We start from the raw sequence: 25,436 nt of genomic DNA, 5'->3' as shown, positions 1-25,436 counted from the left end.
CCAATGGGTTCCGGCCTCAGCGGCCCGACGTGGGCAGCACTCCCGCCGTCGTGATGGGCAGGCCGAACACGCGGTGGCGGGCCACCCCCAAGGCGACCCGCAACGCACCCGCGCGGACCGGGTTCCCGGTGATCAGCGCGGGGTGCACCGGGGTCCTGGGCACGACCAGGCGGTGCAGCTCGGTCTCGACCTTCTCGGCGAGCACCGGCCCGCCCGCCTGCGCGATCTCCGCCGACAGCAGCACCAGTTCCGGGTCCACGACGCTGACCACCCCGGCCAGGCCGGTGGCGATGCGGCGGGCGAGGTCGGTCAGGAACGGCTCTCCGGCGGGCGCTTCGGCTGCTTCGCGCACCGCTTCCGGCGCGGAGCCCGCGGTGAACCCGTGCGCGCGGGCGAGTTCGAGGACCGACCGCGGCGAGAGCAGCGTGCCGAAGCGGTCACCCGCCCGGTCGCTCCCGGTGTCCCGGTGCGCCCGGTCCGGCACGTACATCCAGTCGATCTCGCCCGCGCCACCGGTCGCACCGCGCAGCAGGACCCGGTTGATCACCACCGCCGAGCCGATGCCGTCGCCCAGCCACACCAGCACGAAGTCCCGGACCTCCTGCGCGCGCCCGCCGGACATCTCCACCAGGGCGACCAGGTTGACGTCGTTCTCGACGGTGACCTCGGTGCCGAGCAGCTCGCCGAGCCGCCCCGGAACGTCGAAGCCCTCCCAGCCGGGCAGGTGCGGGGCGAAGCCGAGGTGCCCGGTCGCCGGGTCCACCGCGCCCTGCGCGCCGACGACGACGTGCCGCAGTTCGCCCGCGCCCAGCCCCACCTTCCGCGCCGCCGCGGTCATCGCCTCGGCGAACGCGGGCAGCACCACGTCGGTGTCCCCGCTCGGCATGGCGGCGCGGTGCTCGGCGCAGGTGGTGCCGGTGAGGTCGGCGATCACCACGTCGACGTCGTGCGGGGTGACGCTGACGCCCGCGACGTGGGCGAGCGCGCCGTTGACCGACCAGGTCTGCGCGCGGGGTCCGCGGTTGCCGCCGCGCAGCTCGCCGCGGCGGACCATGTCCTCGGCTTCGAGCCTGGCCAGCAGGGACGCGGTGGCGGGCTTGGACAGGCCGATGACGTCCTCCAGCTCGGCCCTGGTCAGCGGGCCGTCCCGCAGCAGCGCGTCGATCGCGGCGCGGTCGTTGATCTCCCGCAGCAGCCGGGGACTGCCGTCCCGGCCCGTACTCGGCCCGCGCCCTCCAGTCACCGCTTCCCCTTATCTGTAAAGTTCCCAGACGGTTTCGGTGACGCTAATCACGCGTTTCCGGGGAAGTCAACGAGGTGATCGGCAATACACGACGAACGGCGCAGCACGCGGGGCCTTTCGGGCCATCAGGTGCTGATTCCCCGGCGGGACAAGGAGTTCCTCATCGATCCGGGTGCCACGGGCGGAGCCGGGGACACCAGGCCGGGACGGCCCGCCGGTACTCGTCGTAAGCCGCGCCGAACCTGCGAGCCAGGACGGGTTCCTCGCGCCACCTGACGAAGGCGACCACGAAGACGGCCCAGACCACCAGGTACACGAGCAGCGACCAGTGCGCGAAGATCAGCGCCTGCCCGACGACCATCCACAACATCGCCACGTACATCGGGTTGCGCACGTACCGGTAGAGGCCGCCGATCACGAGCTGTTCCGGCGCGGCGACGGGGACCGGGGTGCCCGAGCCCTCCCAGACGAAGCTGGCGAACGACCGGATCAGACCGAGTCCACCGGCGATCACCAGCAGCACGCCGAGAATCCGCGCGAGGAACCAGAAGGGCAGCGGATCCCGCAGCTGCCAGCCGGTCAGCAGCCAGGGGATCAACCCGACGAACGTGCCGGGGCCGAGCACGAAGAACACCGCGCTGCTGACCGCCGCCGTCGACCTGCGCATGACTGATGCTGCGCGCGGACCGGCGGCGGTGTCAACGCGGTCGGGCCCAGTGCGAGATCGGGCCAGTGCGCGGTCAGCCCCAGTGCGAGATGTCGTTGACCAGCCGGACGGAGGCGTTGCCGTCCGGGTAGAACTCCACAATGGACAGCGAAGCCAGGTCCAGGTGCATCCGGTAGAACACCGACGGGCCCACGTCCAGGCCCAGCCGCAGCAGCGCCTTGATCGGCGTCACGTGGCTGACCACGACCACCGTCCTGCCCGCGTACTTCCGCACCAGCTCGTCCCTGGCGGCGGTGACCCGCCGGAACACCGCGTCCAGGCTCTCGCCTGCGGGCGGCCGGACCGTCGGGTCGCCGAGCCACTCGCGGTGCAGCTGCGGGTACTGCTCGGCGGCCTCGGCGAAGGTCAGGCCCTCCCAGTCGCCGAAGTCGGTCTCCAGCAGGCCGTCGTGGAACAGCAGCTCGCCGCCGGTGGCGTCCACGACCGCCTGCGCGGTCTGACGGGTGCGGGTCAGCGGCGAGGCGATCACCGGCGCGGCGCCGTCCGGGGTGACCACCCCGTCCATCGCGGCCAGCCGCTCCCCCGCCGCCCTGACCTGGCGGATGCCGAGATCGGTCAGCGCGACGTCACCGCGGCCGGAGTAGCGGCGGTCCACCGACATGGCGGTCTGCCCGTGCCGGAGCAGCAGCAGCTTCGTCGGCGATCCGGTGGCGCCCAGCCAGCCGCCCGGCCGGATGCGCGCGCCCGGTTCCTTCTCGACCGCCTCCCGCTCGATCCCCTCCTGCTCGTCCATCGCCGCGTTGGCCAGCCGGTCGGCGTGGGCGTTGCGGGCGCGCGGGATCCACTCCAGGCGGACCTCGTCGAAGCGCCCGAGCAGCTGCCGGGCCTCGGCCGCGAGGTCCTGGAGGTTGGCGTGCTTGACCTTCCAGCGGCCCGACATCTGCTCGACGACCAGCTTGGAGTCCATCCGGACGTCGACCACGGCGGCCCCGAGCTCGGCCGCCGCGGTCAGGCCCTCGATCAGCCCCCGGTACTCGGCGACGTTGTTGGTCGCGGTGCCCAGTCCGACCGAACGCTCGGCGAGCACCTCGCCGCTGGCCGCGTCGCGGACCACCGCGCCGCACCCCGCCGGGCCCGGGTTGCCGCGCGACCCGCCGTCGGCCTCGACGACCACCCGCCGGCTCACTGCCCGCTCTCCTTGACCCGGACCATGATCGCGCCGCACTCCTCGCAGCGGACCACGTCGTCGGCCGCCGCGTCGCGCACCTCGGCCAACGCCGAGCGGTCCAGCTCGATCCGGCACGCACCACAGCGGTTGCCCTGCAACGGCCCGGCACCGACGCCGCGCTGCTCGCGGATGCGGTCGTAGAGGCTGACCAGGTTCTCCGGGATCCCCTTGACCATCAGCTCGCGCTCGGCGAGCCGCCGGGCCTCGTTGGTGTCCAGATCGGCGAACGCCTCGTCCCTGCGGTGCTGCGCGTCGGCCAGGGCGGCCTCGGCCGCGGCGACCTCACCTCGCGCGTGCTCCACGTCGGCCTCCAGCGCCTCCCGGCGCTCCATGACCTCCAGCAGCTCGTCCTCCAGGATGCCCTGCCTGCGGGCGAGGGTCTGCAGCTCGTGCTGGAGGTCCTCCAGCTGCTTGGAGGACCCGCCCTGGTCCATCAGCGTGCGGTCGCGCTGCTCGCGCTTGCGGACCTGCTCGATCTCGGTCTCCAGCCGCCGCGCGTCCCGGTCGATGTCGCCGAACGCGGTCTGCGCGGCGACCAGCGCGTCCCGCTTGGCCTGCAGCTCCCGCTCGGCAGCGCCGATCTCCGCCAGCTCGGGCAGCGAGCGCCTGCGGTGGTTCACGCGGTTGAGCTCGGCGTCGCACTCGGCGAGGTCGAGCAGCCGTCGCTGAACGGCGGGGTCGGCTTTCACGCCAGCGTCCTCCCTGGATCGCGGTTCGCACCGGTGGCGTGGGTGGTCCACGGATCGGTGCGGCGGGTGGAGACAAGAACCTCGACAGTATCGGGTAGCGCGGCGGCGACGATGTCGGCCGCCTGCTGGCACCACGGCCACTCGCTCGCCCAGTGCGCGACGTCGACCAGAGCGGGCACCTCGGTGCCGGGGACGTCCCCGCGCGCGACGTGCTCGCCTGCCGGGTGGTGGCGCAGGTCGGCGGTGACGTAGGCGTCGACACCGGCCTCGGCGGCCACCGCGAGGTAGGAGTCGCCCGCCCCGCCGCAGACCGCGACGCGGCGGATCGGGCGCTGCGGATCACCGGCGCCGCGCACGCCCCACGCCGTGGTCGGCAACCCCGCCGCGACCCGGTCGACGAACCGCTCGAACGGTTCGGCCTCGGCCAGTTCGCCGATGCGGCCGAGACCGGTGTCCGCGCCCGCCGCGTGCGGGTTCAGCGGTCCGGTCACGGTGAGCCCGATCGCCTCGGCGAGCGCGTCGGAGACCCCGGTCCGCGCGCTGTCGGCGTTGGTGTGCGCGCAGTACAGGCCGATCCCGGCGCGGATCAGCCGGTGCACCAGCCGCCCCTTGGGGTCGTCGGCCGGAACGCCGTGCACGCCGCGCAGCAGCAGCGGGTGGTGCGAGACCAGCAGCTGGGCGCCCCACTCCGCCGCCTCGTCCACTGTGGACTCGACCGGGTCGACGCAGAACAGCACGCGCTGCACCGGCGCCTGCGGGTCGCCGCAGACCAGCCCGATCGCGTCCCAGCTCTCGGCGAGCTCGGGCGGGTAGGCCGCCTCCAGCGCCGCGACGACATCCCGAATCCGCACCGTCATGCCGCAGACCCCCGATCAGTTCCCACGATTTCCTCCAGCGCCGCCACCAGCAGCGCGTTGTGCTCGGGCGAGCGCACCGCGACCCGGACGTGGTCCGGGCCGAGCCCGGGGAAGGTGTCCCCGCGGCGCACCGCGACGCCCCGCTCGCGCAGCGCGGCGCGCACCTTCTCCCCGTTGTCCACCCGCAGCAACAGGAACGGCGCGCTCGCGGGCAGCGCGATCTCGACGTCGACCGCCGCGAGCCTGCGCACGAGGTCCTGCCGGTGCTCGTCGAACTCCCGCGCCGCCTGCTCGGACTCGGCCAGCGCGGACGGTTCGCAGCAGGCCAGCACCGCCTCGAACGCCAGCGTGCCCAACGGCCAATGTGGACGGTTGCGGACCAGCCGCGCCAGCAGTTCCGGCTCGCCCAGCGCGTAGCCGGTCCGCAGCCCGGGCAGCCCCCACATCTTGGTCAGGCTGCGCAGGACCAGCAGCCCGGGCTCGCGGCAGGACGCCAGCGACTCCGGCTCGCCGGGCACGGTGTCGGCGAACGCCTCGTCGACCGCCACGACCCGCCCCGGCCGCGCCAGCGCGCGGACCACCTCGGCCGGGTGCAGCACGGACGTGGGGTTGGTGGGGTTGCCCAGCACCACCAGATCGGCGTCCTCCGGAACGGCCTCGGGGCGCAGGCGATAGCCGTCGGCGGCGTCGAGCACCACCCGGGCCACGTCGACCCCGGCGTCGCGCAGCGCCAGCTCGGGCTCGGTGAACGACGGGTGCACCAGGGCGGCCAGCCGGGGGCGCAGCGACGACAGGAGCGAGAAGCCCTCGGCGGCGCCGCCGAGCAGCAGGACCTCGTCGGCGGAGCGGCGGTGGCGGGCGGCGACGGCCTCGCGCGCAGCGCGGTCCTCGGCGGCCGACGGGTAGCGGCCGAGGCGGTCCAGCGCCGCCGCCAGGCGGGCGCGCAGCCATTCGGGCGGGCGGTCGAGGCGCACGTTCACCGCGAAGTCGAGCAGACCCGGCTCGGCGTCGACATCGCCGTGGTGGCGCAGCAGTTCCCGGTCGTCTCCGCTCGTCATCCCAGGCAGTCTAGGAGCCCGTGCGGCGGGCGCGGGTCACCGGTAGACGGAGACGAACAGGACGGTCTGCCCGACGCAGATCAGCAGTCCGAGCACGTTGAGCGCGGTCCCGCCGATCGCGGTCGCCCGGTTCGTCGCGACGCCCTTCCACACCCGCACGACCCCGAGCACCCCGAAGACCAGGCCGGCGAGCACCAGCGGCCACGCGATCACCCCGACGTAGGGGAAGCAGGCGAACACCACCCCGACCACGCCCAGCACCAGCGAGGTCACGCCGAAGCCGTTGCGGGCTTCCATGCCGCCAGCGTGCCGCCGACCACCCGGCCTCGCCAGCCGGCCACCACGTACCGTCGGCGGGTCAGCCACTTCAGGGAGTAGGACGTGCATCTGTCTTTCATCTGCACCGGGAACATCTGCCGATCGCCGATGGCCGCGCTGGTGTTCGAGGAGCACCTGCGGCGCGCGGGGCTCGGCGACCGGGTGACCGTGACCAGCGCGGGCACCGGTCCGTGGCACGTCGGCGAGCCCGCCGACCCGCGGACCGCGAAGGTGCTGGCCGACCACGGCTACCCGACCGAGCACACCGCGAGGCAGATCTCCGACGAGCACCTGGAAGCCGACCTGCTTCTCGCCATGGACGCCGGGCACCTGCGGGTCGCCCGCGACGCCGTCGGCGACCCGGACCGCGTGGCTCTCCTGCGGTCGTTCGACCCCGCCTCCGACGACCGGGCGGAGGTTCCCGACCCCTACTACGGCGGTGACCGGGGTTTCGAGGACGTGCTCGCCATGGTCGAGGCCGCGATGCCCGGGCTCCTCGACTGGGTCCGCGAACGCCTGTAGAACTCATCTGCCTTTTCGAGGGGAGCGCGATGAGTCAGGTCGAACAAGCGGTGAGCGAGATCACCGGCCGCGCGGTCACGCGCGTCCGGCGGCTCGGTGGCACGGCCTGCGCCGTGCAGCTCGACGACGGCAGGACGGTGTTCGCCAAGAGCGCGGAACCCAGCTCGGTCGCGGCTGAGGCCGCGTCGCTGGAGTGGCTGGCCGACGCCGGTGCGGTGCCGGTTCCCGCCGTCCACGGGCACGATGACCGCGTTCTGGTCACCGACCACATCACCGCCGGACGCCCGAGCCCGCGGGCCGCCGACGAGCTCGGCCGCGGCCTGGCCGCGCTGCACGCGGCGGGCGCGCCCGCCTTCGGCGCTCCCCCGCCAGGCGGACCGGCCGACGCGTGGATCGGGCTCGCGCCGATGCGCAACGAGCACACCGACACCTGGCCGGAGTTCTACGCGCGGCTCCGCGTCGAGCCCTACGTCCGGCTCGCCCGCGATGCCGGAGACCTGAGCACGGCCGAGGCGAAGATCATCACCGACCGCTGCGAACGGCTCGACGAGGTGCCCGCCGAACCCCCGGCCCGCCTGCACGGCGACCTGTGGAGCGGCAACGTGCACTGGGCCGACCGCGCCTGGCTGATCGACCCCGCCGCGCACGGCGGTCACCGGGAGACCGACCTGGCGATGCTGCACCTGTTCGGCTGCCCGCACCTGGAGCGGGTGCTGGCCGCCTACCAGGAGGTCAGCCCGCTGGCGGCGGGCTGGCAGGACCGGATCGGGCTGCACCAGCTGTTCCCGCTGCTGGTGCACGCGGTGCTGTTCGGCCGCGGCTACGCCGTGCAGGCCGTCGCCGCGGCCCGCGGATGATCCCGAAAACCGCAGGTCAGAGCGGCTGGGTTACGGTGGTGGGGTGCGCCTGAAGTTTCTGCTGCGTCCGGGCTGGCTGGCCCTGATCGCGCTGGTCGTGGTCTTCGCCTCGCTGTGCTTCACCCTGCTGGCCCCGTGGCAGTTCAGCCGCAACGAGCAGGCCCAGGCGCGCAACAACGCCATCTCCGAGTCCTTCCGGGCCGAGCCGAAGCCGCTGGCCGAGGTGCTTCCCGCCGGGCAGGCGCCGGACGAGCGGACGGAGTGGACGCAGGTGCGGGTCACCGGCCGCTACCTCCCGGAGGCCGAGACGCTGGCCTGGCAGCGCACGGTCCTCGGCGAACCCGCCTTCGAGGTGCTGACCCCGTTCCGGCTCGCCGACGGCACGACGCTGCTGGTGAACCGCGGTTTCGTCCGGCCGGTCGACGGCACCCGCGCCCCCGCCTACGAGCCCGCGCCGAGCGGCGACCAGACCCTGGTCGCCCGCGTGCGCTCGGACGAGCACGACAGCGACAACCGCCCTGCCTTCACCCACGACAACCACCGCTGGGTGTACGCGGTCAACGCCCGGACGGTCGGCGACGGCACCGGACTGGCGCTGCGGCCGGGCTACTTCGCGCTGGCCGACGGTCAGCCCGGCGGGCTCGGGACGCTGCCGCTGCCCCGCCTGGAGTCCGGGCCGTACTTCTCGTACGCGTTGCAGTGGATCTCCTTCGGCGTGATGGCGATCCTGGCGATCGGGTACCTGATCTACTCCGAGCTCCGGCCCAAGGAAGAGGCCGCGCCCGGGCGGCGGAAGCTGTCCGTGGCCGAGGCCGTCGCCGAGGAGGAGCGCCGCGAGCGGGAGGAGGCTTCTGCTCGGGGTGCGGGGTGAGGGGCCGAAGCGGCTTTGCCGGTTCGGGGTCTTTTGGGGCTTTGGCGGTTCGGCTGCGGTTTCGTGGGTGGTTCCGGGGCGCTCGCCGCCCCCGGGCCCCCGGCAGGTCTCCGGGATGAGTGGGGGTTGTCCGCTGCGGTTCGGTTGGGGTGGTTCGCATCCCGTCGACCTCCACGGAGGGCTATCAGACCGCGTCAAGGGGGCCGTTTCGCTTGGGCGCTGCGGTTTTCGGGCTTGTGCCCCCTTGACACGGTCTGATCGGGCTGGCGCCAGGTCGACGGGATGAGAACCAAACCCCGCCCTTGTAGGTGGGGGCTTTTGGCTGGGCGCGTAGTGGACTGTCCGGTGAGGCGTCGCCGAACTCTCAGCGGCGGCGTTCGCGCCGCAGGCCGCGCACCAGCGCGATGCCCGCGGCCAGTACGCCGCTGACCACGCCGATCACCCGGGACAGCTCGACGCTGCGCGTCACGTCGCCTGCGTCGGCGGTGCGGCCTTCGCCGAGCACCGGCCGCTGTTCGACGGTGTGGCCGTAGACCGTTCGCCCGCCGAGGCGGATCTGCAACGCGCCCGCGAACGCGGACTCGATCTGGCCGGCGTTCGGGCTCGGGTGGGCCGAGGCGTCTCGCCGCCAGGTCCGCCATGCGCCGCTCGCCGAGCCGCCGACGACCGGTGCGCACGCCGAGGTCAGCATCGCCGCGAGCCGTGAGGGCGCCAGGTTCAGCGCGTCGTCGAGGCGCGCCGAGGCCCAGCCGAAGTTTCGGTAGCGGGGTGATCGGTGGCCGACCATCGCGTCGAGGGTGTTGGCCGCGCGGTAGCCGATCAGCCCGGGCACCCCGGCGATCGCGCCCCACACCAGCGGCGCGACCACGGCGTCGGAGGTGTTCTCGGCGACCGACTCGACCGTGGCGCGGGCCAGTCCCTGGCCGTCGAGGTTGGCCGACTCGCGGCCGCAGAGGTTGCCCAGCCGGTCCCGGGCGCCGTCGATCTCGCCGGAGTCGAGCAGCCCGGCCATCGCGGTGCCTTCGTCGGCCAGCGACGCGCCGCCGAGCACGGCCCAGGTCGCCACCCCGGTCAGCGCGGCCTCCAGCACGGGGCTGCGCCGCGAGACCCGCTCGGCCACGACGCCGAGGCCAATGGTGCCGCCGACGAGCAGCCCGGTGTAGACGAGCCCGGCGGACTTGCGGTCCTGGTGCAGCAGCCGTTCGGCCGCCCCCGCGAGCCGTCCGAACGCCGCCACCGGGTGTCCGCGCTTCGGGTCACCGATCGCCGCGTCCGCCGCGACCCCCAGCAGCAGTCCCACCGCGCGTCCCGTTCCCACGTTCGCGCCCCCTCCCACGAATGCCGGACAAAAACGTGAAGAACGCTACCGCCGGCACCCCGACCGGCGGCGACCACCCGGCAGGTGACCGGACGTGTCGGCACCACGGGTTATCGTGGCGGACCGTGACTGTCCCGGATCACGACGCCGACGTGCTGCGCGCCGGCGTGGCCAAGGCCTCCCCAGAACGCGTCAGCACCGAACGCGTCGGCCCAGCACCCGTCGGCCCAGAACCGGTCGGCGCTGCTTCCGCCGACCCGGCTCCCGCGCCTTCCGCCGCGCAGTCGCCCGAGCACACCCGCAAGGGCGAACAGCGGTTGCAGCTGTTCGCCTACCTCCAGGCACCCGAACACCGCACGTACCTGGCGATCATGCGGCTGTTCACCTCCACGCTGCTGGCCGACCTGTCGGCCGGGGAGGTCGCCGCCGCGCTGGCCGCCGCCGAGCGGGAGGGCCGGGTGGCTCCCGGGGAGTCCGATGTGGACACCACGATCGACCGGCTCAAGCAGCTGGTCCGGTGGGGCAACCTGGTGGTCGGCCGCCGGGAGACGATCGCGGCCAGCATCGCCGAGTTCCAGCACGGCAGCGTCCGCTACCAGGTCAGCAAGCTCGCGGTCCGGGTCCAGCGCGACGTGGACGCGCTGCTGCGGGTGCCCGAAGGCGCGCGGGAGGTCTCGCGCGAGCTGCTGCCCGCCATCGAGCGCGGCCTGGGCGAGATCTCCTCGATGCTCTCGGAAGTGCTGCTCGCCGAACGCCGGGCACCGGAGGCCAAGGCCACCCGCAAGGCCAGGGAACGGCTGGCCGAGCAGGTGACCACGGTGTTCCTCCAGCACGCCGAACTCGCCGCGACGGTCCGCGACTTCTACGCCTACCTGGGCCAGGTCGTCACCCGCCACCACCTCGCGCCGGACGAGATCTCCGGTTTCCGCAACCTGCTCGTCGAGTACATCCAGATGGTCGTCGAGGACGTGCTGCGCCACACCGGCACGATCGCGACCGCGCTGGCCGGGCTCGCCGGGGTCCGCGCCGAGCTGCTGCGGCTGCTCGGTCCGGCCGACCAGCTCGGCACCGACGTCGAGCGCGCCCGCGGCCGAACCGGGCCGGACTGGCAGGAGCTGACCGACTGGTTCATCGACGCCCCCGGCCGCCCCAGCCAGGTCGCCGCGCTGCGCGAAGCCACCGCGCGGGCGATCGGATCGCTGCTGGCCAGCGTCAAGCGCGCGACCTCAGGCGGCGGGCTGGTGCCGGGCCGCCGGGGCGAACTGCTCAAGCTCGCGCGCTGGTTCGACGCCGCCGACGAGTCCCGGGCGCACCAGCTGTACGCGGCGGCGTTCGGCCTGCACTCGTCCCGGCACCTGCTGCCCGCGCCGGACTACGACAGCGACAACCACGACGTGGCCTGGCGCGACGGCCCGGTGCTGGACGTGACGGTCAGCGTGCGCAGCCGGGGCGACCGCGGTGCGCGCGGACGCACCTCGCGCGTGCTCGACGACCCGATGACCGAGGAAACCCTGCTCGCGCAGGCCCGCGAGGCCGACCAGAAGCGCAGCGCGGCGGTCGCCGAACTCGCGGCGGCGCGGGTCGGCGAGACGAAGCTGTCCGCCGACGCGCTCGGCGTGCTGTGCGAGCTGCTGACGCTCGCGATGGCCCAGCGCGACAGCGCCGACGAGCCCGGCACCGCGCTGGACCCGGTGCACCGGCTGCGGGTCACCGTCCGGCCGGAACCCGGCCACCGGACCAAGATCACCAGCGCGGCGGGCACCCTGACCCTGCGGGACGCGGTGCTCGACGTTCACGGCGACGGCGCGATCCCCGACCCAGAACCGGCCCGCGGAGCCGCCCGGTGACCACGATCCGAACCTTCGAGGACCTGCCCGACATCGACGCCGCCAACGTCGTGCGCTGCGCCCGCGTGCTGCTGCGCCGCCCGCTGCTGCGCCCGGGCGCGCCCGACGGCGACCTGCTGCCGATGATCTACCGCCAGCGCGCGGTGCTCCAGGACCTGTTCTCGGCTCTGCTGGGCTACCGGCTGGTGGTCGAGCGCCGCTTCGCCCGCCTGTACAAGGCGGGCCCCGGCGAGGACGCCACCCGCGGCGAGACCTCGCTTTCCCCGCGCGGCTACGCCTACTTCGCGCTGACGCTGGCGGCGCTGACCGGCATCGGACGGCAGGTGCTGCTGTCGCGGCTGGTCAGCGACGTGCGGGCGGCGGCGGTGGAAGCCGAGGTCGCGATCGTCGACGACCCGGCCGACCGCCGGGCGCTCACGGCGGCGCTGCGGCACCTGGTCTCGCTGGGCGTCATCACCGAAACCGAGGGCACGGTGTCGGCGACCGACTCCGCCGCCGAGGCCCTGATCACCATCGACACCGACCTGCTCGGCCAGCTCGTCGCCGGTCCGCTGGCCGAGGCCGATGGCCCGGACGAGCTGGTGTCGCTGGCCGCGGGCGCGGGCCCGCGCAGCGTCGAGCACGCCGTGCGCCGCAGGCTGGTCGAGGACCCGGTGGTGCTCTACCGCGACCTGCCCGACGAGCACGCCGGGTGGCTGCTCAAGCACCTGGCCGAGGAATCCCGGCTCATGGAGCGGTTCTTCGGCCTGGTCACCGAGGCCAGGGCGGAGGGCGTCGTGGTCACCGACCCCGAGGACTACCTCACCGACGTCGCGTTCCCCGGCCCCGGCACGGTCGCCCGAGTCGCGCTGCTGGCGCTGCCGGAACTGCTCGACCGCGGTGAGCCGCGCGAGACCGACGGCAGACACCCGGTGTCCGCGGAGGACATCAGCGAGGTCTGCGCCGAGCTGGTCGAGTCCTATCCCGCCGCCTGGTCGCGACAGGCCACCGAGGACCACGAGGAGCTGGTGCGCGCGGTCCGCACCCTGCTGCACCGGCTCGGGATCCTGCGCGCGGACGGCGACGGCTGGCTGGTCAGCCCGGCCGCGCACCGCTGGCTGCCGCAACCCGACGCGACCCCAGCCACCCCGGCACCCGGCCGGGAACCCGAGCCCCCCGCTGCCGAGCCCCCGGGCTGGTCGCTGTTCGACGAGATGGAAGAGGGATCCCGACGGTGAGCACGGACATCGCGAACAGGTGGCGGCTGCACCGCGGCGGCATCGTCAACATCTGGCAGTACGCCGAGCACACCTTCGACCTCTCCGGTGGCCGGGCGATCTTCCAGGGCACCAACGGTTCCGGCAAGTCCCGGACGCTGGAGCTGCTGCTGCCGCTGTGCCTGGACGGCGATCTGCGCCAGCTGGGCTCGAAGGGCTTCGACACCGTCAGCATCCGGCGGCTGATGCTCGACGAGTACCCGGGCGGCCCGAACCGGATCGGCTACGCCTGGATCGAGCTGCACCGCGAGGCCCCCGGCGGCGGCGAGGAGTTCCTGACCTGCGGCATCGGCGTGAAGGCGTCGAAGACCTCGCAGTCGATCAGCGACTCGTGGCGGTTCGTCACCGGCCGCCGGGTCGGTGTGAACCTGCACCTGGTCGGCGCGGACCGCGTGCCGGTGGGGCCTGCGCAGCTGCGCGAGATGCTGGGCGCCGACTGCGTGCTCGACGACCAGGCGTTCCGCGCCAAGATCGCCGCGACCGTCTACGGCGTTCCGGCCGCCCGCTACGGCGATCTGCTGCACCTGCAGCGGACCCTGCGCAATCCCGACGTCGGCTTGAAGGTGCTGGAGGGTCAGCTCGAACAGATCCTGTCCGACGCGCTGCCGCCGCTGGACCACGCGCTCATCGAGCGGCTGGCGACCTCCTTCGACGACCTGGAGTCGATCCGGGAGAACATCGTCCGGCTCAGCGGCGCGGACAAGGCGCTCAGCGCGTTCCTGACGACCTACTCCGGCTACGCCTTCGGCTCGCTGCGCGACCGCGCCGAGTCGATGCGCTCCGCGCAGGAACGGCTGCGCTCGCTGCGCGACGAGCTCGCGAAGCTGGAAAAGCAGGTCGCGAGCAAGCTCGGCGACCGGGAGTCCGCGCAGCGCGAGGTCACCGAGCTGGAGCAGCGCGAGGGCGAGCTGGAGTCGAGCATCGACGCCCTGCGCTCGCACCCCGCCTACAACGAGCTGCAGAACCTGCGCGACCGCGAGCGCCTGGTGGACAGCGCCCGCTCCGCGGCGGTGACCGCGCTGGACACCGCGGCCAAGCACCGCGCGCAGGAAGGCCGTTCCGTCGAGTCGGTGCTGGGCATGCTGCGGCGGCTGACCGGGGACGCCGAGGCCGCAGCGCAGGCTGCGGACCGCGCGACCCAGCAGCTCACGACCGCCGGGCTGGACGGCGGGCTCGTCCCGCGCCCGCCGACGATCCCGGCCGCCGAGGCGCTGTCCTCGACCGACCAGGTCCGCACGTCCCCGGAGCCGGACGCCGAGCCGACCGCGGTCGAGCGCCACTCCGCGCCGGAGATCGACACCGACGCCCTCGCCGAGGCACTGCGGGCGACGGTCGGCCGCGCCGAGAACGCCGCCACGGTGGCGAAGCAGCGTTCGGCGCTGACGCTGGCCCTGCACCAGCAGGCGATCGAACTCGACGGCGAGCAGGACAAGGTCGCCGAACTCCACCGCCTCGCGCGGCAAGCGCAGCTCACCGCGACCGAGGCGGCGGGCCGCCGCAACCAGGCGCAGCAACAGCTCTCGGACGCCGCGGCGGTCTGGGTCGAGCGGGCGCAGCGCTGGAGCACCGACTGGCCGGGCTCCACCGCGGACTCCCCCGAGCCGCCCCGCGCGGACGACCTCGTCGCCGACCGGGCGGCCACCCGCCAGGCGCGCGAAGCCGCCCGCCGCTGGGCGCGGCCGAAGCTCGGCGAGGCCCGCAAGCAGGTCACCGACATCGACCAGCAGCTCGCCGACCTGCGCGAGCGGTCCCGGGTGCGCGAGGGCGAACTCGCCGGCCTGCGCGCCGGGCACGAGCAGACCCCGGCCCGCCCTGGCTGGGCCGACGCCGACCGCGACGACGCCAAGGGCCGCCCGTTCTACCGGCTGGTCGACTTCGCGCCGCCGCTGTCCGCCGACGATCGCGCCGGGCTGGAAGCGGCGTTGCAGGCCAGCGGACTGCTCAACGCCTGGGTCACGGTGGACGGCAGCGTCGTCGGGCTGGCCGACCTGCTCGCCGAACCGCACCAGGCCGCGCAGGGCGCGACGCTGGCGGATCTGCTTGTCCCGGCGGCGGAATCCGACTGCCCGGTGCCGCACGAGCACATCGCGGCGCTGCTGTCGTCGGTGGCCACCGACGGCCGCGACGGTCTGTCGGTGTCGGTCGACGGTTCCTGGCGCGCGGGCGTGCTGGCGGGCAATTGGAGCAAGGACGCCGCCGAGTACGTCGGCGCGGGCGCCCGCGAAGCGGCCCGCTCCCGGCGGATCGCCGAACTCGAAGAGGAGCTCGCGGCCCTGCGGGCGGAGATCGGCGAAGCCGAGCGGCAGCACCGCGACGCCAGCGAACGCGCGGCGGAGCTGGAACAGCACCTGGAGTCCTACCCCGACGACAGCGATCTGCTCACCGCGCACGCCAAACTCGCCACCGCCGTCGAAGCCGCGCAGGACGCCGAGCGCCAGGCCGCCCAGCTGCGCGAGCAGCACGAGCATGCCGACCAGCGCTGGCAGGCCGGGCACGCGGAGCTGGTCCGGTCGGCGGGCGAAGCCGACCTGCCGCCCGACACCCGCGCGCTCGAAGCCGCGCACCGCGCGGCGGCGGACGCGCGCGGCGGCATCGACGCGCTGCGCGAGGCGATCGAGGCGCGCTGCCTGCCGACGCTCACCGACCTGCGGGAGGTGTCGTGGCACCACGACGCCGCGGTCGCCGACCGGATGGAGGCGGAGTCGCAGGCGGAACGCCGGTGCGCCGAGTACGCGGAGCAGGCCGCCGGGCTGGCGGAGCTGACCGCCGCCGTCGGCGGCGAGGCGCAGCAGATCGCCGACAAGGTCGGCGGGCTGGAGCGCGAGCGCGCGGAGCTGCGCGAGCGGCTGCCGCAGGCGCGGGAGCGGATCAGCGCGCTGCGCGAAGCCGCGGCGCGGCTGGAGACGCAACTGGAGAACAAGCAGGCGCAGCGGCCGGGGCGGGAGCAGGACGCGAGCGCGGGCGTGGAAGCGTTCCGCGCGGCGCTGCGGATTCCGGGGCTGTGGGCCGCGGCGGAGGTCGGCGACGAGGTGCCGGACGACCTCGACGAGGCGGCGGCGCTGCTCGCGGGGTCCGACCGCAAGGGCGCGGCGGAAACCACGGTCCTCAACCGGTTCCAGACCCTCCAGCAGTCCCTGAGCGGCAACTACGACATCAGCGCGGGCGAGCAGGACGGGCTGCTCACGGTGACCGTCACCGGTGAGGAGGGGCCGCAGCCGGTCGCCGAGGCGGCGCGGCGGGTCAGCGAGCGGCTGGGCGAACAGCGCGGCTACCTCAACGAGCGGTACCAGTCGATCTTCGCCGACTACCTGATCCGCGACCTCGCCGAGCGGCTGCGCGGTCAGATCACGGTCGCCGAGGACCTGTGCAGGCGGATGAACGAGGTGCTCGACGGCGCGCGTTCCAGCCAGGGCGTGCACGTCCAGCTGGAGTGGCAGCCGTCGGCGGCGCTGGGCGACGACATCAAGCAGACCATCGACCTGGTCCGCACCCCGTTCGCCGAGCGCAGCGACGACCAGGACGCCCTGCTGCGGCGGGTGTTCACCGACCTCATCGAGTCCGAACGCGACAGCACTTCGGGCGGCTACGCCGAAATCCTGTCCCGGGCGCTGGACTACCGGACCTGGTTCGCCTTCACGGTGCGGGTCCGCGACACCGGCCCGGAGGGCAAGCCGCGGGTGCGCAGGCTGCGGCAGCTGTCGTCGGGCGAGACGCGGCTGATCTCCTACGTCACGCTGTTCGCCGCCGCGGCGGCGTTCTACGACGCGGTCAGCGTGTCGGCCGGTGGCGGCGGTCCGCTGCGGCTGGTGCTGCTGGACGAGGCCTTCGAGCGGCTCGACGACCCGACGATCGCGCGGATGCTCGGGCTGCTGGTGGACCTGGACATGGACTGGATGATCACCTGGCCCAGCGGCTGGGGCGTGTCGCCGAAGATCCCGAAGATGCACATCTACGACGTGCTGCGCCCCCGCAGCGGGCACGGCATCGCCTGCACCCACACCACGTGGGACGGCAGCGGTTTGGAGCGGTCGGATGGCTGACGTGGATGACCTGCGCGCAGTCTGGGACATCGAACCTCTGCGCGGACTATGGGAGAAGGCCCGGGAAACGTTGGAATCGCCCCGGCAGGACGCCACGTTCCGGCTGGAGCTTCCCGACGCCGAGACGCGCGACGCAGTCGGTTCGCTGGTCGGCCGCAAGATGATGGGCCACGGCACAAGAATCAAGCTGACCACATTGGACGAACGAGTCCGGGCAACGCGCTTCCGCCTCAGCTTGGAGGAAGTGCTGGAGATCCTGCACGGCAGACCGGTCATCCGTCGCACCTCGGAGTCTGCCGAACGCAACGCGCGGCGGGAGCGACTCACCGAGACGGTGCGCGCGGCGCTGGCGGAGCAGTCGGTCAGCGGCGGGTGGACGGACGCGTGGATCCGCTGGATTCACCAGTACGGGCGGATCGCCGACGAAGATCTCCCCGGCATCGCCCGCCGCGCGGCCTCGGTTCTGGCGCGGCTGGCGCTGGAAGCAGAGCCGGAGGTCTGGCATTCCCGTGCGGACCTCGCCGCTCGCGTCGGCGGTGCGCACCAGCTCGACAACGGCATGCCGCTGAGCCGGGTGGTGCTGCGCGCGGCGGCTCTGGCGCGCGGGGTCGCGGCGCCGGGCAACGAGCGGGAACGCAGGGAGCTGTGGGAGCGCTGCGGAGTCGTCCTCGACGGAGTGTCGGCGACCGCGCTGACCTGGGCGCTGCCGCTGGTCGGCGACGACCCGTGGTCCCGCTCGGTCCGGCAGCGGACGGAACTCGGCCTGCCCGCCCACCTGATGCATCTGGATCTGGCCGCCGCCCCGGAACGCCTCGTCGAGCCCGGCACGACGATCGCGGTCTGCGAGAACCCGCGAATCCTGGAAGCGACCGCGCAAGAAGAGATCCGGCACCCGCTGGTCTGCGTCTCCGGCAACCCGACGACGGTCACGCTGGCCTTGTTGGGACGCCTCGCCTCGAACGGCGCCCGCCTGCGCTACCACGGTGACTTCGACTGGCCCGGCCTGCGGATCGCCGGTGCGGCGATGAAGCACGCCGAGCCGTGGCGGATGTCGGCGGCCGACTACCGGCAAGCCCTGGACGAGGCGGCCCGGGACCGCATCGATCTGCCCTCGCTGGTCGGCGAACCGGTGCCGACGCCGTGGGATCCGGCGCTGGCGGAGCTCATGGCGAACACCGGTCGCGCGGTGGAGGAAGAAGCGGTGCTGCCGACCCTGCTGGCGGACCTGCGGGCCGGCCTCGGCTGAAGCCGGCGGTTCAGAGCAGCCGGTACATCACGTGCAGCCCGACGTAGCCCTCCGAAGGGTGCCGGAAAGCCTCGGGCAGCGTGGCCACGACCTCCATGCCGAGCGACTGCCAGAGCGCGACCGCGCGGACGTTGGTCTCGACGACGGCGTTGAACTGCATCGCCCGGAATCCGTCCGCTTTGGCCTGGTCGAGGACGTGGCTGCCGAGGGCCCTCCCGGCACCGCGTCCGAAGTGGTCCGGGTCGACCATGAAGCTCGCGGTCGCCACGTGCGATGCGGGACCTTCGTGGTTGGGGCCGGACACGGCGGTGCCCAGCACGGTCCCGTCGCCGTCGACCGCCACGAACGTACGACCGGGCGGTGCCGCGAACCAGCGCTGCTTCGCCGCGGCCTCGTCGATGTCGCGGTCCCACGAGAAGGTCTCGCCCGCGGCGACGATGCGGCGCATGAACGGCCAGATCGCGGCCCAGTCCCGCTCGGCGGCGTCCCGGATCAGCATGCGCCCCAGCATCGGCGGCGGACCGGACGGGCGCCAGCGATTTTCCCTGCGGCAGCGATTTTCCCTGCGGCAGCGGTTTTCCCCTGCGCCAGCGGTCTTCCTCAGCGGCAGCGGTTTTCCTCAGCGCAGGGGTTCTGCCTCAGCGGAAGAGGTTTTGCAGGAACGCCACGAACGACTGCGCGACCCCCTGCAACCACGCACCCGCCGCGCCGACCGCGTTCGACGACCCGACCGGATCGGCGATCACGAAGTACAGCGCCAGGCCGATCGCGGCCAATCCGATGATCTTCTTGGTGTCCACGGTGCCGTCCCTCCCTCGACCGACCTGCTCGATGCTGCCCCACGAGTAGCGCGCTGTGTCGGCAACGCGCCGAAACCCGTGACCGATCGGCATTCGCGGCCACGTATGGGTCAGCACTGGTCAACGCGGTGTAGTCAACCGGCCGCTTGGCGCGGTAACCGCGGGTCTCCCGGCAAGTCCACCGGGACCGGCGAGCCCACCGGCGATGGTGCGGCGGTCGTCCATTCAGGACCGCCGTACGTCCGGCGGAGCTGCGCGCGACGCGGGCCGCTCGTAGTTTCATGGAATGGTCATCGTCGAGTTCTCGGCACGCGACGCCGCGACCCTCGCCAGGTGGTGGGCCAAGGCGCTGGGCCGGCCGGTCGAAGCCACCACCGTCCGCCCGGCGGGCCCCGGTCTGGTGCTGCGCTTCACCGAACCCGCGGCACCGAAGGAGCGCAAGAACGGCGTGCACCTGGACCTGCGCAGCGAATCGCACCACGACCAGCAGAAGACGGTCGAGCGCTTGTTCAACGCGGGCGCGGGCTTCGCCGACATCGGCCAGACCGAAGCCGTGCCGTGGGTCGTCATGACCGACATCGAAGGCAACGAGTTCTGCGTGCTCGAACCCCGCGAGACCTATCAGGACACCGGCCCGCTCGCGGCCGTCGTGACCGACTGCGCCGATCCGCAGGAGCAGGCGCGGTGGTGGTCGTCGCGGACCGGGCAGCCGATCGCCGACGACACCCCGGAGTTCGCCGGGGTGCACCTCCGCACCGGCCCGTTCCTGGAGTTCCAGCGCAGCGCGACCGGTCCGGCCGGGCGGGTGCGGTTGCTCATCGAGCCGGCTCGATGACCTTGGTGCCGTGCAGGCGGCGCACGAAGTCGGCGCCGAACGCGGTGGACGGCGTGTGCGCCCCGGCGGTGACCTCGCCGGTCTGGAGACCGCTGATCACGCGCAGCACCGAGTCGGCGGTGAAGTCGTAGGTGTTCGGGGTGACCAGGGCCGCCGACCTGGTGCGCCCGTCGGGCGCGGTCGCCTCGGCGAAGATCTCGCTCCAGCTCGCCGCCCTGCGACGTGGTCCAGGCCCGCTGACCAGCGCGGTGATGGCGGCCTTGCCCACGTACTGCACGGGCCCCAGGGCGAGCAGCCGCTGCCCCAGCCCGGACCAGCGCTGGCCCGCGTGATCGAGACCGGGCAGGTGCGCGAAGGTCGTGATGTTGGGAATTCCGGTGCTGCGGAACGCCGTGCTCACATCGCCCCAAGGCAGCGACGTGGCCCGTCGCGGACCGGACGGGAACGGGATCTCCCGCCTGCGCCACCCCACCGGAACGGTCCGGATCTCGCCGTCGATCCGGGCCCGGCCCCCGACCGCGGCGCCCTCCAACGCGCTCTTCAGCGTTCCCCGGCTGATCCCACCGCCCGCCTGGAAGGCGAGGTCGAGCTGGGTCGCCTCGGGCAGCGCGGCAGCGACCATGGCCGCCAGGCAGTCCGTCGGCACGACGTCGAACCCCGCGCCGGGCAGGAGGACGACACCGGCGCGGCAGGCTTCCTCGTGCCGCGCGAACACGGACTCGAACACGTCGATCTCACCGGTGATGTCGACGTAGTGCACGCCCGCGCGCAGGCAGGCGTCGACCATCGGCGCCGAGGTCGACGAGAACGGACCGGCGCAGTGCGCCACGATGTCGATCCCCCGCAGCCCGGCGTCGACCGCAGCCGGATCGCGCAGGTCGAACGTCCGGTGCTCCAGCCCGCGCGGCGCGGCGAACGCGGCGATCTGCTCCGCGTCCCGGCCCGCGAGCACCGGTCGTTCCCCGCGGTCGATCGCCCGCTCGGCGACGAGCCGACCGGTGTAACCGTTCGCTCCGTAGATCATCCAACCCATCACGATCCTCCTCGGGGTCGCCCGCCATCCTCACCCGAACCTCCGGCCGGCGGCGAGGCAGTCCAGAAACGAACACCGAGCAGCACCCCCGGCAGGTTGCCTACCGGCGGCGGCTGTACTCCGATCGGCCTATGAAGACAAAGCGCCCGGGGTACTCGTGGTTCTCCGAGAACGACGCCGACTCACCGAGCTCGCCCGAGATCACCACACGCGGGAGATCGTCAAGGCGCCTTTGCAGATCAAGGCGCCTTCGCGGATCACCGCACCCTTGCAGATCACCAAGCCTGGAAGATCGTCAGTGCGACTGGTGTCCCAGATCCGCGGCGATCGCCGACGCGGTGTTGCGGACGTGCGGCACCAACCGCCGCACCTCGGCGGCATCGAGCGCGCCGCGGACGGTGGTCAGCGACACCGCCGCACCCACGCGTCCGTTGATGTCGGGTATGCCGATGCCGATGCAGTGCACCAACGGCTCGAACTCCGCCTCATCGGTCGCGTAGCCGCGCCGGGCCGCCTCGGCGATGCAGTCGTCGAGCCGGCTCGGATCGGTGATCGTGTGCTCGGTGTAGCGGGTGAAGGTGTGCCCGGCGAGCAGCCGCCTGCGGTGCTCGGGCGACAGCGCCGCCAGGATCACCTTGGCCGCGGCCGAGGTGTGCAGCGGAACCGAACGCCCGATCCGCGACCAGGTGCGGATGGTCGCCGCACCCTCGATCTTGTCCACGTAGACGATCCGGTCGTCGACCAGCTGCGACAGGTGCACGGTCGCCCGGGTCGCCTCGGCGAGCGCGACCAAGTGCGGGCGGGCCACCGACCGCAGGTCGATGCCCTCCAGCACCTGCTGGCCCAGCTCGGCCAGGCGCAGCCCGAGCCGGTACCGGCCGTCCGAGCCGCGGGCGAGCAGCCCGGATTCGACCAGCGGCTGGAGCATTCGCATCGCCGTCGAGCTGTGCACACCGAGTCCGCGCGCCAGCTCCGACGCCGTCCTCGGGCCCTCGGCGAGGGTGTCGAGCACGAGCACCGCTTTAGCGACCGTCTTCGACATCGGCACCCCGTCTCGGCGAACGATCCACAGCGCGTGCAACATTAGCAGAACGCTTGCATATGTTGCACGTATCGAGCCTCGCGGTGCCACACAGACAGAACCACCCTATTTCAATTCACGTCCACTCCTCCCAGTCATTCCTCGAAACACGTTTCCGAATGCCGCCGCGAACGATTTCGCCGCGGCGAAACGCGTTCACAGCAAGCCGAGCGCACCATCGATGACCAGCCATCCGCCGAACACCGCGAACAACGCCGCGGCGCCGTAGCGAATCGCCTTTTCCGGCAAATGCCTGCCGAGCAACATGCCGGCACCGATCGCCAGCGCGTCGGCGAGCACCATGCCCACGGTCGATCCGATCCAGGTGCCGAGCCAGTCGTACTGGGCGGCCAGGGTGACCGTGGCCAGCATCGTCTTGTCGCCCAGCTCCGCGAGGAAGAAGGCGACCGTCACCGCCAGCACGGCGGATCCGGCCAGCCGGCCGGCCCTGCCCTTCTCCGCCTCGGTGAGGTGGTCGCCGCGCAGCGTCCAGATCGCGAAACCCAGGAACGCCACGCCCGCGACCAGCCCGATCCAGCTCGTGGGCAGCGCGCTGCCCAGGCCGAACCCGAGCGCCACCGACACGGCGTGCACGACTGTCGTCGCCAGCGTGATGCCGAGCAGCACCTGCCACGCCCGGAACCTGGTCGCGAAGGTCATCGCCATCAGCTGCGACTTGTCGCCCAGCTCTGCCACGAAGATCGCCGCGGAACTCACCGCGAAACCGGTCAACACGTTCAGAACCCACTCTCCGGTCACCGCCGGGCCGGTGTGCGGGCACACTTCGGACCGGCGTGAACTGCCGATTCCGAAGGTCTCGCCCGCCTCCGCGCGGAGGCTCCGCGACCGGGTGCGATTCCGGCACCAGTGTGTCGACCGCGAAATTGAGGACTACTCCCCTTCTGCCGCCAAACCCTACCCCATTTCTTCTGGTCGCCAAAATGCGCGTGCATGCGAAACTCAATTCAGGTCCACCATGAACACTCCTTTCGGCGCGCCGCAATCCCATGATTCGGCACGCGCGGAAGAATTGATGTCACCGGACGAATTCCCAGTACCCGACAACGGAAGTCCGCAGGTCGGTGCCCCGGCCGGACGGCTCCGACCTGCGGCGGGTTCAGGGCTCGGCGGCGTCGGCGAGTGCCCGGCCCGGAACGTCCGGATCGCAGTCGACCCGGGGAAGCTGGGCCCGGATCGCGCTGCGGGTGCGCCCGAAATCGGCCGCCAGCTCACCGATCAACTCCGATGCGGACGAGCCGTCCCGGCTCCGCATCCAGCGTTCCCGCAGCAGCCTGCCGTCGTCGTCGGTCCACGGCTGGCCCGCGTTGGGAGCGCGGGCCGATCGCGACCTGCGCGGTCGGCCGTTCAGCGCGCCGAGGCCGTCCAGCGTCCGGTTGAGGAAGGTCCCGGTGTCGGCGAGCGCGTCCAGCGCGATCAGGAGGTTGCCCTCGGCGATGATCTCGCCGTCCGTGCTCGCGCCGGTGAACTCGACCGCCACCGACGCGCGCTGGCCGTCGATCGCGGGCTGGCCCTTGGCCGTGATCCCGAAGGTGTGCTGTCCCACTTGCAGTTCGTCTCGAAAGTCCATGCCGACGACGTTAGGGCCGAGCACCCCGGAAACCCGGTAGTCAAGCACCACTTCCGCACCTGTGTCGGGCAATCCGTTCGAGTGATGTTCGAAGGGTGCGGCAGCTCACGCCGCCCGGCGGAACATCCCGGGAGCGCCGAGGCGTTGGACGGACTGCCGATGCGTCACGTGTCCCCGGGCCTCACCATTCGCCTTCGCGGAATGCCGTCCGGCCGGAGCCGCGTCGCGCCACTCGCCGAGAGGCGACCGGGCGCATCGGCCCGAAACCGGAGTCCCCACCCTTCTCCTCGGGTGGGGATTCGGTTTCAGCCCGGGATCGGGTTTCAGCTGGGGATTCGGCTTCAGGGCACCAGGAACTCGCTGTCGCGCGCGTCGGTGATCGCCATGTGGCCGGGCGCGTGCCCGATCGCGAACGAGGGCTTGGACCGCATCACCGCCGCCTGCGGCGTCACGCCGCAGGCCCAGAACACCGGAAGCTCGCCGGGCCGGATCTCCACCGCAGCACCGAAGTCCGGCGAGTCGAGATCGCGAATCCCCAGTTCAGCGGGCGATCCGATGTGCACCGGCGCACCGTGCACGGCCGGATACCGCGACGTGACGCGAACGGCCGTGGCGACCAGCGGTGCGGGCACGGGACGCATCGAAACCACCAGCGGCCCCGACAGCGCGCCCGCGGGCCGGCAGTCCCGGTTCGTCCGGTACATCGGCACGTTGCTGCCCGCTTCCACGTGCCGGACCGGCACCCCAGCCTCGATCAGCGCGGCCTCGAAGGTGAAGCTGCAACCGATCAGGAACGACACCAGGTCATCGCGCCACAGGTCGCGGACCTCGGCGCGCTCCTCGACCAGTTCGCCGTCGCGGTAGACGCGGTACGCGGGCAGGTCGGTGCGCAGGTCGCCGGCGAAGATCGACGCGCTGGTCTCCCCCGGCTCGGTCACGTCCAGCACCGGGCACGGCTTCGGATTCCGCTGCGCGAACAGGAGGAAGTCGTAGGCGTGCTCGCGCGGCAGCGAGATCAGGTTCGCCTGCGTCCACCCCGGGCTGTAGCCGGAGGTGGGCACGCGCAGCCCGGCGCGGAACGCGGAGCGGGCCTGGGCCGGGGTGAGGGTCATCGGAGCCTCCTGCTCGGGACTCGTCGGAAGCGGATCCGCTGACCGGGCCTGGCCTGCGCCGCCCGGTCCACGTCCGCCGAGGTCACCACGGCGATCACCGGGTATCCGCCGGTGACCGGGTGGTCGGCGAGGAACAGCGTCGGCTTGCTGGCAGGCGGTACCTGCAACGCCCCGGCCACCATGCCTTCGCTGGGCAGTTCCTCGGTGCGGATGCGGTCCAGCGCCGGGCCGTCGAGCCGCATGCCGATGCGGTTGCTGTCGGCCGTGACCTCGTAGGACGAGGTCAGCAGCACGTCGAGGGCGTCGGCAGTGAACCAGTCCTGGCGCGGGCCGGGAACGACCCCGAGAACGAGTTCGTCCGGCGGTGCGGCGACCGGCGCGAGATCGACGACGGGGAACTCCGCGGGCGGCGGTCCTGTCGGAAGCACCATGCCGGTGCGCAGCTTGTCCGGCCCGAGGCCGGCGAGCAGGTCGGTGGAGCGCGAACCCAGCACCGGGTCGACCGCGATTCCGCCGCGGACGGCCAGATAACTGCGCAGTCCCCGGGCGGGAACGCCCAGCCGCACCTCCGCACCCGCCGGAATCCGCAGCACGGAGTTCATCGCCGCACCGCGACCGTCCACAGTGATCGGACACGGCGCGCCCGTCACGGACATCACCACGTCGCGGCTCGGCCGGACCGCGAGTCCGCCCAGGGTCGCCTCGATCGCGGCGTCGCCCTCGGCGTTGCCGACCAGGCGGTTCGCCAGCCGCAGCGACCCGCGGTCGGCCGCGCCCGACACGCCGACGCCGATGCCCGCGTGGCCCGGGCGGCCCAGGTCCTGAACCGTCGACAGCGGGCCGGTTCCCAGAACTTCCAGCACTTACCGGACCTCCTCGGTGCTTCGCGGGACGTCGCTCATCGGGCCGCCCAGCCTTGCGGGACACCCGCACCCGGTCGACCCCGACAAGCAGGAAAACAAGCGCCGCT

The 25,436-nt window shown here is 72.9% G+C and carries 24 protein-coding genes; 8 read left to right on the top strand and 16 right to left on the bottom strand.

The features are described 5' to 3' along the window. Positions 1-16 precede the first annotated feature (16 nt). The 7 genes from ABD691_RS04025 to ABD691_RS03995 form a co-directional block, all read right to left on the bottom strand. Positions 17-1,243, bottom strand: coding sequence for an ROK family transcriptional regulator (locus tag ABD691_RS04025; RefSeq protein ID WP_344677988.1), 1,227 nt, complete (start codon positions 1,241-1,243; stop codon positions 17-19). Between the two features lie 160 nt (positions 1,244-1,403). Continuing rightward, on the bottom strand, positions 1,404-1,910 hold the full coding sequence (locus tag ABD691_RS04020; RefSeq protein WP_344677987.1) for a methyltransferase family protein: 507 nt from the start codon (positions 1,908-1,910) through the stop codon (positions 1,404-1,406). Between the two features lie 73 nt (positions 1,911-1,983). After that, on the bottom strand, positions 1,984-3,096 hold the full coding sequence (locus ABD691_RS04015; RefSeq protein ID WP_344677986.1) for a bifunctional RNase H/acid phosphatase: 1,113 nt from the start codon (positions 3,094-3,096) through the stop codon (positions 1,984-1,986). Beyond that, positions 3,093-3,827 (bottom strand): zinc ribbon domain-containing protein, encoded by a 735-nt coding sequence (locus ABD691_RS04010; protein WP_344677985.1) that lies wholly within the window; start codon positions 3,825-3,827, stop codon positions 3,093-3,095. The genes ABD691_RS04015 and ABD691_RS04010 overlap by 4 nt, the downstream gene beginning before the upstream one ends. After that, positions 3,824-4,684, bottom strand: a complete 861-nt coding sequence (locus ABD691_RS04005) for a Nif3-like dinuclear metal center hexameric protein (RefSeq protein WP_344677984.1) — start codon at positions 4,682-4,684, stop codon at positions 3,824-3,826. Before ABD691_RS04005 ends, ABD691_RS04010 begins: the two co-directional genes overlap by 4 nt. Further along, complete coding sequence (gene cobC, locus ABD691_RS04000) at positions 4,681-5,742, bottom strand: Rv2231c family histidinol phosphate aminotransferase CobC (RefSeq protein WP_344677983.1); 1,062 nt, start codon at positions 5,740-5,742, stop codon at positions 4,681-4,683. The genes ABD691_RS04005 and cobC overlap by 4 nt, the downstream gene beginning before the upstream one ends. 36 nt (positions 5,743-5,778) lie before the next feature. Further along, positions 5,779-6,039 (bottom strand): hypothetical protein, encoded by a 261-nt coding sequence (locus tag ABD691_RS03995; protein WP_344677981.1) that lies wholly within the window; start codon positions 6,037-6,039, stop codon positions 5,779-5,781. 84 nt (positions 6,040-6,123) lie between these two features. On the opposite strand from ABD691_RS03995, the gene ABD691_RS03990 reads away from it, so the two are divergent. Genes ABD691_RS03990 through ABD691_RS03980 form a run of 3 tightly spaced genes read left to right on the top strand, consistent with a single transcriptional unit; the run spans position 6,124 to position 8,310 of the window. Beyond that, the gene (locus ABD691_RS03990; protein ID WP_344677980.1) at positions 6,124-6,582 is read left to right on the top strand and encodes a low molecular weight protein-tyrosine-phosphatase; all 459 of its coding nucleotides are present in this window, start codon (positions 6,124-6,126) and stop codon (positions 6,580-6,582) included. A gap of 29 nt (positions 6,583-6,611) precedes the next feature. Then, positions 6,612-7,439, top strand: coding sequence for a fructosamine kinase family protein (locus ABD691_RS03985; protein WP_344677979.1), 828 nt, complete (start codon positions 6,612-6,614; stop codon positions 7,437-7,439). 43 nt (positions 7,440-7,482) lie between these two features. Next, positions 7,483-8,310: an SURF1 family cytochrome oxidase biogenesis protein gene (locus tag ABD691_RS03980; protein ID WP_344677978.1), complete on the top strand. Its 828-nt coding sequence runs from the start codon at positions 7,483-7,485 to the stop codon at positions 8,308-8,310. Positions 8,311-8,674: 364 nt separating this feature from the next. Here the strand turns inward: ABD691_RS03980 and ABD691_RS03975 are convergent, their stop codons facing one another. Beyond that, positions 8,675-9,628: a cobalamin biosynthesis protein gene (locus ABD691_RS03975; RefSeq protein WP_344677977.1), complete on the bottom strand. Its 954-nt coding sequence runs from the start codon at positions 9,626-9,628 to the stop codon at positions 8,675-8,677. 125 nt (positions 9,629-9,753) lie between these two features. On the opposite strand from ABD691_RS03975, the gene ABD691_RS03970 reads away from it, so the two are divergent. The 4 genes from ABD691_RS03970 to ABD691_RS03955 are packed head-to-tail and all read left to right on the top strand — an operon-like array spanning position 9,754 to position 18,017. Continuing rightward, positions 9,754-11,475, top strand: a complete 1,722-nt coding sequence (locus ABD691_RS03970) for a TIGR02677 family protein (RefSeq protein WP_344677976.1) — start codon at positions 9,754-9,756, stop codon at positions 11,473-11,475. After that, on the top strand, positions 11,472-12,692 hold the full coding sequence (locus tag ABD691_RS03965) for a TIGR02678 family protein (RefSeq protein WP_344677975.1): 1,221 nt from the start codon (positions 11,472-11,474) through the stop codon (positions 12,690-12,692). The genes ABD691_RS03970 and ABD691_RS03965 overlap by 4 nt, the downstream gene beginning before the upstream one ends. Beyond that, positions 12,689-16,771, top strand: coding sequence for a TIGR02680 family protein (locus ABD691_RS03960; protein WP_344677974.1), 4,083 nt, complete (start codon positions 12,689-12,691; stop codon positions 16,769-16,771). The genes ABD691_RS03965 and ABD691_RS03960 overlap by 4 nt, the downstream gene beginning before the upstream one ends. Then, the gene (locus ABD691_RS03955) at positions 16,764-18,017 is read left to right on the top strand and encodes a TIGR02679 family protein (protein ID WP_344677973.1); all 1,254 of its coding nucleotides are present in this window, start codon (positions 16,764-16,766) and stop codon (positions 18,015-18,017) included. The genes ABD691_RS03960 and ABD691_RS03955 overlap by 8 nt, the downstream gene beginning before the upstream one ends. 10 nt (positions 18,018-18,027) lie before the next feature. Here ABD691_RS03955 and ABD691_RS03950 read toward each other — a convergent pair whose 3' ends face one another. Next, positions 18,028-18,516 (bottom strand): GNAT family N-acetyltransferase, encoded by a 489-nt coding sequence (locus ABD691_RS03950; protein WP_344677972.1) that lies wholly within the window; start codon positions 18,514-18,516, stop codon positions 18,028-18,030. Positions 18,517-18,655: 139 nt separating this feature from the next. Next, positions 18,656-18,817: a hypothetical protein gene (locus ABD691_RS03945; RefSeq protein WP_344677971.1), complete on the bottom strand. Its 162-nt coding sequence runs from the start codon at positions 18,815-18,817 to the stop codon at positions 18,656-18,658. Positions 18,818-19,103: 286 nt separating this feature from the next. Here ABD691_RS03945 and ABD691_RS03940 point away from each other — a divergent pair, with 286 nt between their 5' ends. Continuing rightward, positions 19,104-19,652, top strand: a complete 549-nt coding sequence (locus ABD691_RS03940; protein ID WP_344677970.1) for a VOC family protein — start codon at positions 19,104-19,106, stop codon at positions 19,650-19,652. On the opposite strand, the gene ABD691_RS03935 is transcribed toward ABD691_RS03940, so the two are convergent. From ABD691_RS03935 to ABD691_RS03910, 6 genes are all read right to left on the bottom strand, one after another. Beyond that, complete coding sequence (locus ABD691_RS03935; protein WP_344677969.1) at positions 19,633-20,685, bottom strand: saccharopine dehydrogenase family protein; 1,053 nt, start codon at positions 20,683-20,685, stop codon at positions 19,633-19,635. The two genes, ABD691_RS03940 and ABD691_RS03935, sit on opposite strands and share 20 nt — an antisense overlap. Positions 20,686-20,980: 295 nt before the next feature. Continuing rightward, positions 20,981-21,727, bottom strand: coding sequence for an IclR family transcriptional regulator (locus tag ABD691_RS03930; protein WP_344677968.1), 747 nt, complete (start codon positions 21,725-21,727; stop codon positions 20,981-20,983). Positions 21,728-21,922: 195 nt separating this feature from the next. Further along, on the bottom strand, positions 21,923-22,501 hold the full coding sequence (locus ABD691_RS03925) for a TMEM165/GDT1 family protein (protein WP_344677967.1): 579 nt from the start codon (positions 22,499-22,501) through the stop codon (positions 21,923-21,925). 382 nt (positions 22,502-22,883) lie between these two features. After that, positions 22,884-23,354, bottom strand: a complete 471-nt coding sequence (locus tag ABD691_RS03920; RefSeq protein ID WP_344677966.1) for a hypothetical protein — start codon at positions 23,352-23,354, stop codon at positions 22,884-22,886. A 341-nt stretch (positions 23,355-23,695) separates the two neighbouring features. After that, positions 23,696-24,466: a putative hydro-lyase gene (locus ABD691_RS03915; RefSeq protein ID WP_344677965.1), complete on the bottom strand. Its 771-nt coding sequence runs from the start codon at positions 24,464-24,466 to the stop codon at positions 23,696-23,698. Continuing rightward, the gene (locus ABD691_RS03910) at positions 24,463-25,329 is read right to left on the bottom strand and encodes a 5-oxoprolinase subunit C family protein (RefSeq protein ID WP_344677964.1); all 867 of its coding nucleotides are present in this window, start codon (positions 25,327-25,329) and stop codon (positions 24,463-24,465) included. The genes ABD691_RS03915 and ABD691_RS03910 overlap by 4 nt, the downstream gene beginning before the upstream one ends. Between the last annotated feature and the right edge of the window lie 107 nt (positions 25,330-25,436).

Origin of the sequence: Saccharopolyspora taberi, assembly GCF_039534165.1 — a bacterium.
GTDB classification, from domain to species: Bacteria; Actinomycetota; Actinomycetes; order Mycobacteriales; family Pseudonocardiaceae; genus Saccharopolyspora_D; species Saccharopolyspora_D taberi.
This window is presented reverse-complemented; position numbering and strand designations above follow the sequence as displayed.

Excerpts from the sequence above, each read along its gene's own strand:
- ABD691_RS04020 (WP_344677987.1), bottom strand. The coding sequence starts at position 1,910 with ATGCGCAGGTCGACGGCGGCGGTCAGCAGCGCGGTGTTCTTCGTGCTC.
- ABD691_RS04005 (WP_344677984.1), bottom strand. The coding sequence starts at position 4,684 with ATGACGGTGCGGATTCGGGATGTCGTCGCGGCGCTGGAGGCGGCCTAC.
- cobC (WP_344677983.1), bottom strand. The coding sequence starts at position 5,742 with ATGACGAGCGGAGACGACCGGGAACTGCTGCGCCACCACGGCGATGTC.
- ABD691_RS03995 (WP_344677981.1), bottom strand. The coding sequence starts at position 6,039 with ATGGAAGCCCGCAACGGCTTCGGCGTGACCTCGCTGGTGCTGGGCGTG.
- ABD691_RS03985 (WP_344677979.1), top strand. The coding sequence starts at position 6,612 with ATGAGTCAGGTCGAACAAGCGGTGAGCGAGATCACCGGCCGCGCGGTC.
- ABD691_RS03955 (WP_344677973.1), top strand. The coding sequence starts at position 16,764 with ATGGCTGACGTGGATGACCTGCGCGCAGTCTGGGACATCGAACCTCTG.
- ABD691_RS03950 (WP_344677972.1), bottom strand. The coding sequence starts at position 18,516 with ATGCTGATCCGGGACGCCGCCGAGCGGGACTGGGCCGCGATCTGGCCG.
- ABD691_RS03940 (WP_344677970.1), top strand. The coding sequence starts at position 19,104 with ATGGTCATCGTCGAGTTCTCGGCACGCGACGCCGCGACCCTCGCCAGG.
- ABD691_RS03935 (WP_344677969.1), bottom strand. The coding sequence starts at position 20,685 with ATGGGTTGGATGATCTACGGAGCGAACGGTTACACCGGTCGGCTCGTC.
- ABD691_RS03930 (WP_344677968.1), bottom strand. The coding sequence starts at position 21,727 with ATGTCGAAGACGGTCGCTAAAGCGGTGCTCGTGCTCGACACCCTCGCC.
- ABD691_RS03920 (WP_344677966.1), bottom strand. The coding sequence starts at position 23,354 with ATGGACTTTCGAGACGAACTGCAAGTGGGACAGCACACCTTCGGGATC.
- ABD691_RS03915 (WP_344677965.1), bottom strand. The coding sequence starts at position 24,466 with ATGACCCTCACCCCGGCCCAGGCCCGCTCCGCGTTCCGCGCCGGGCTG.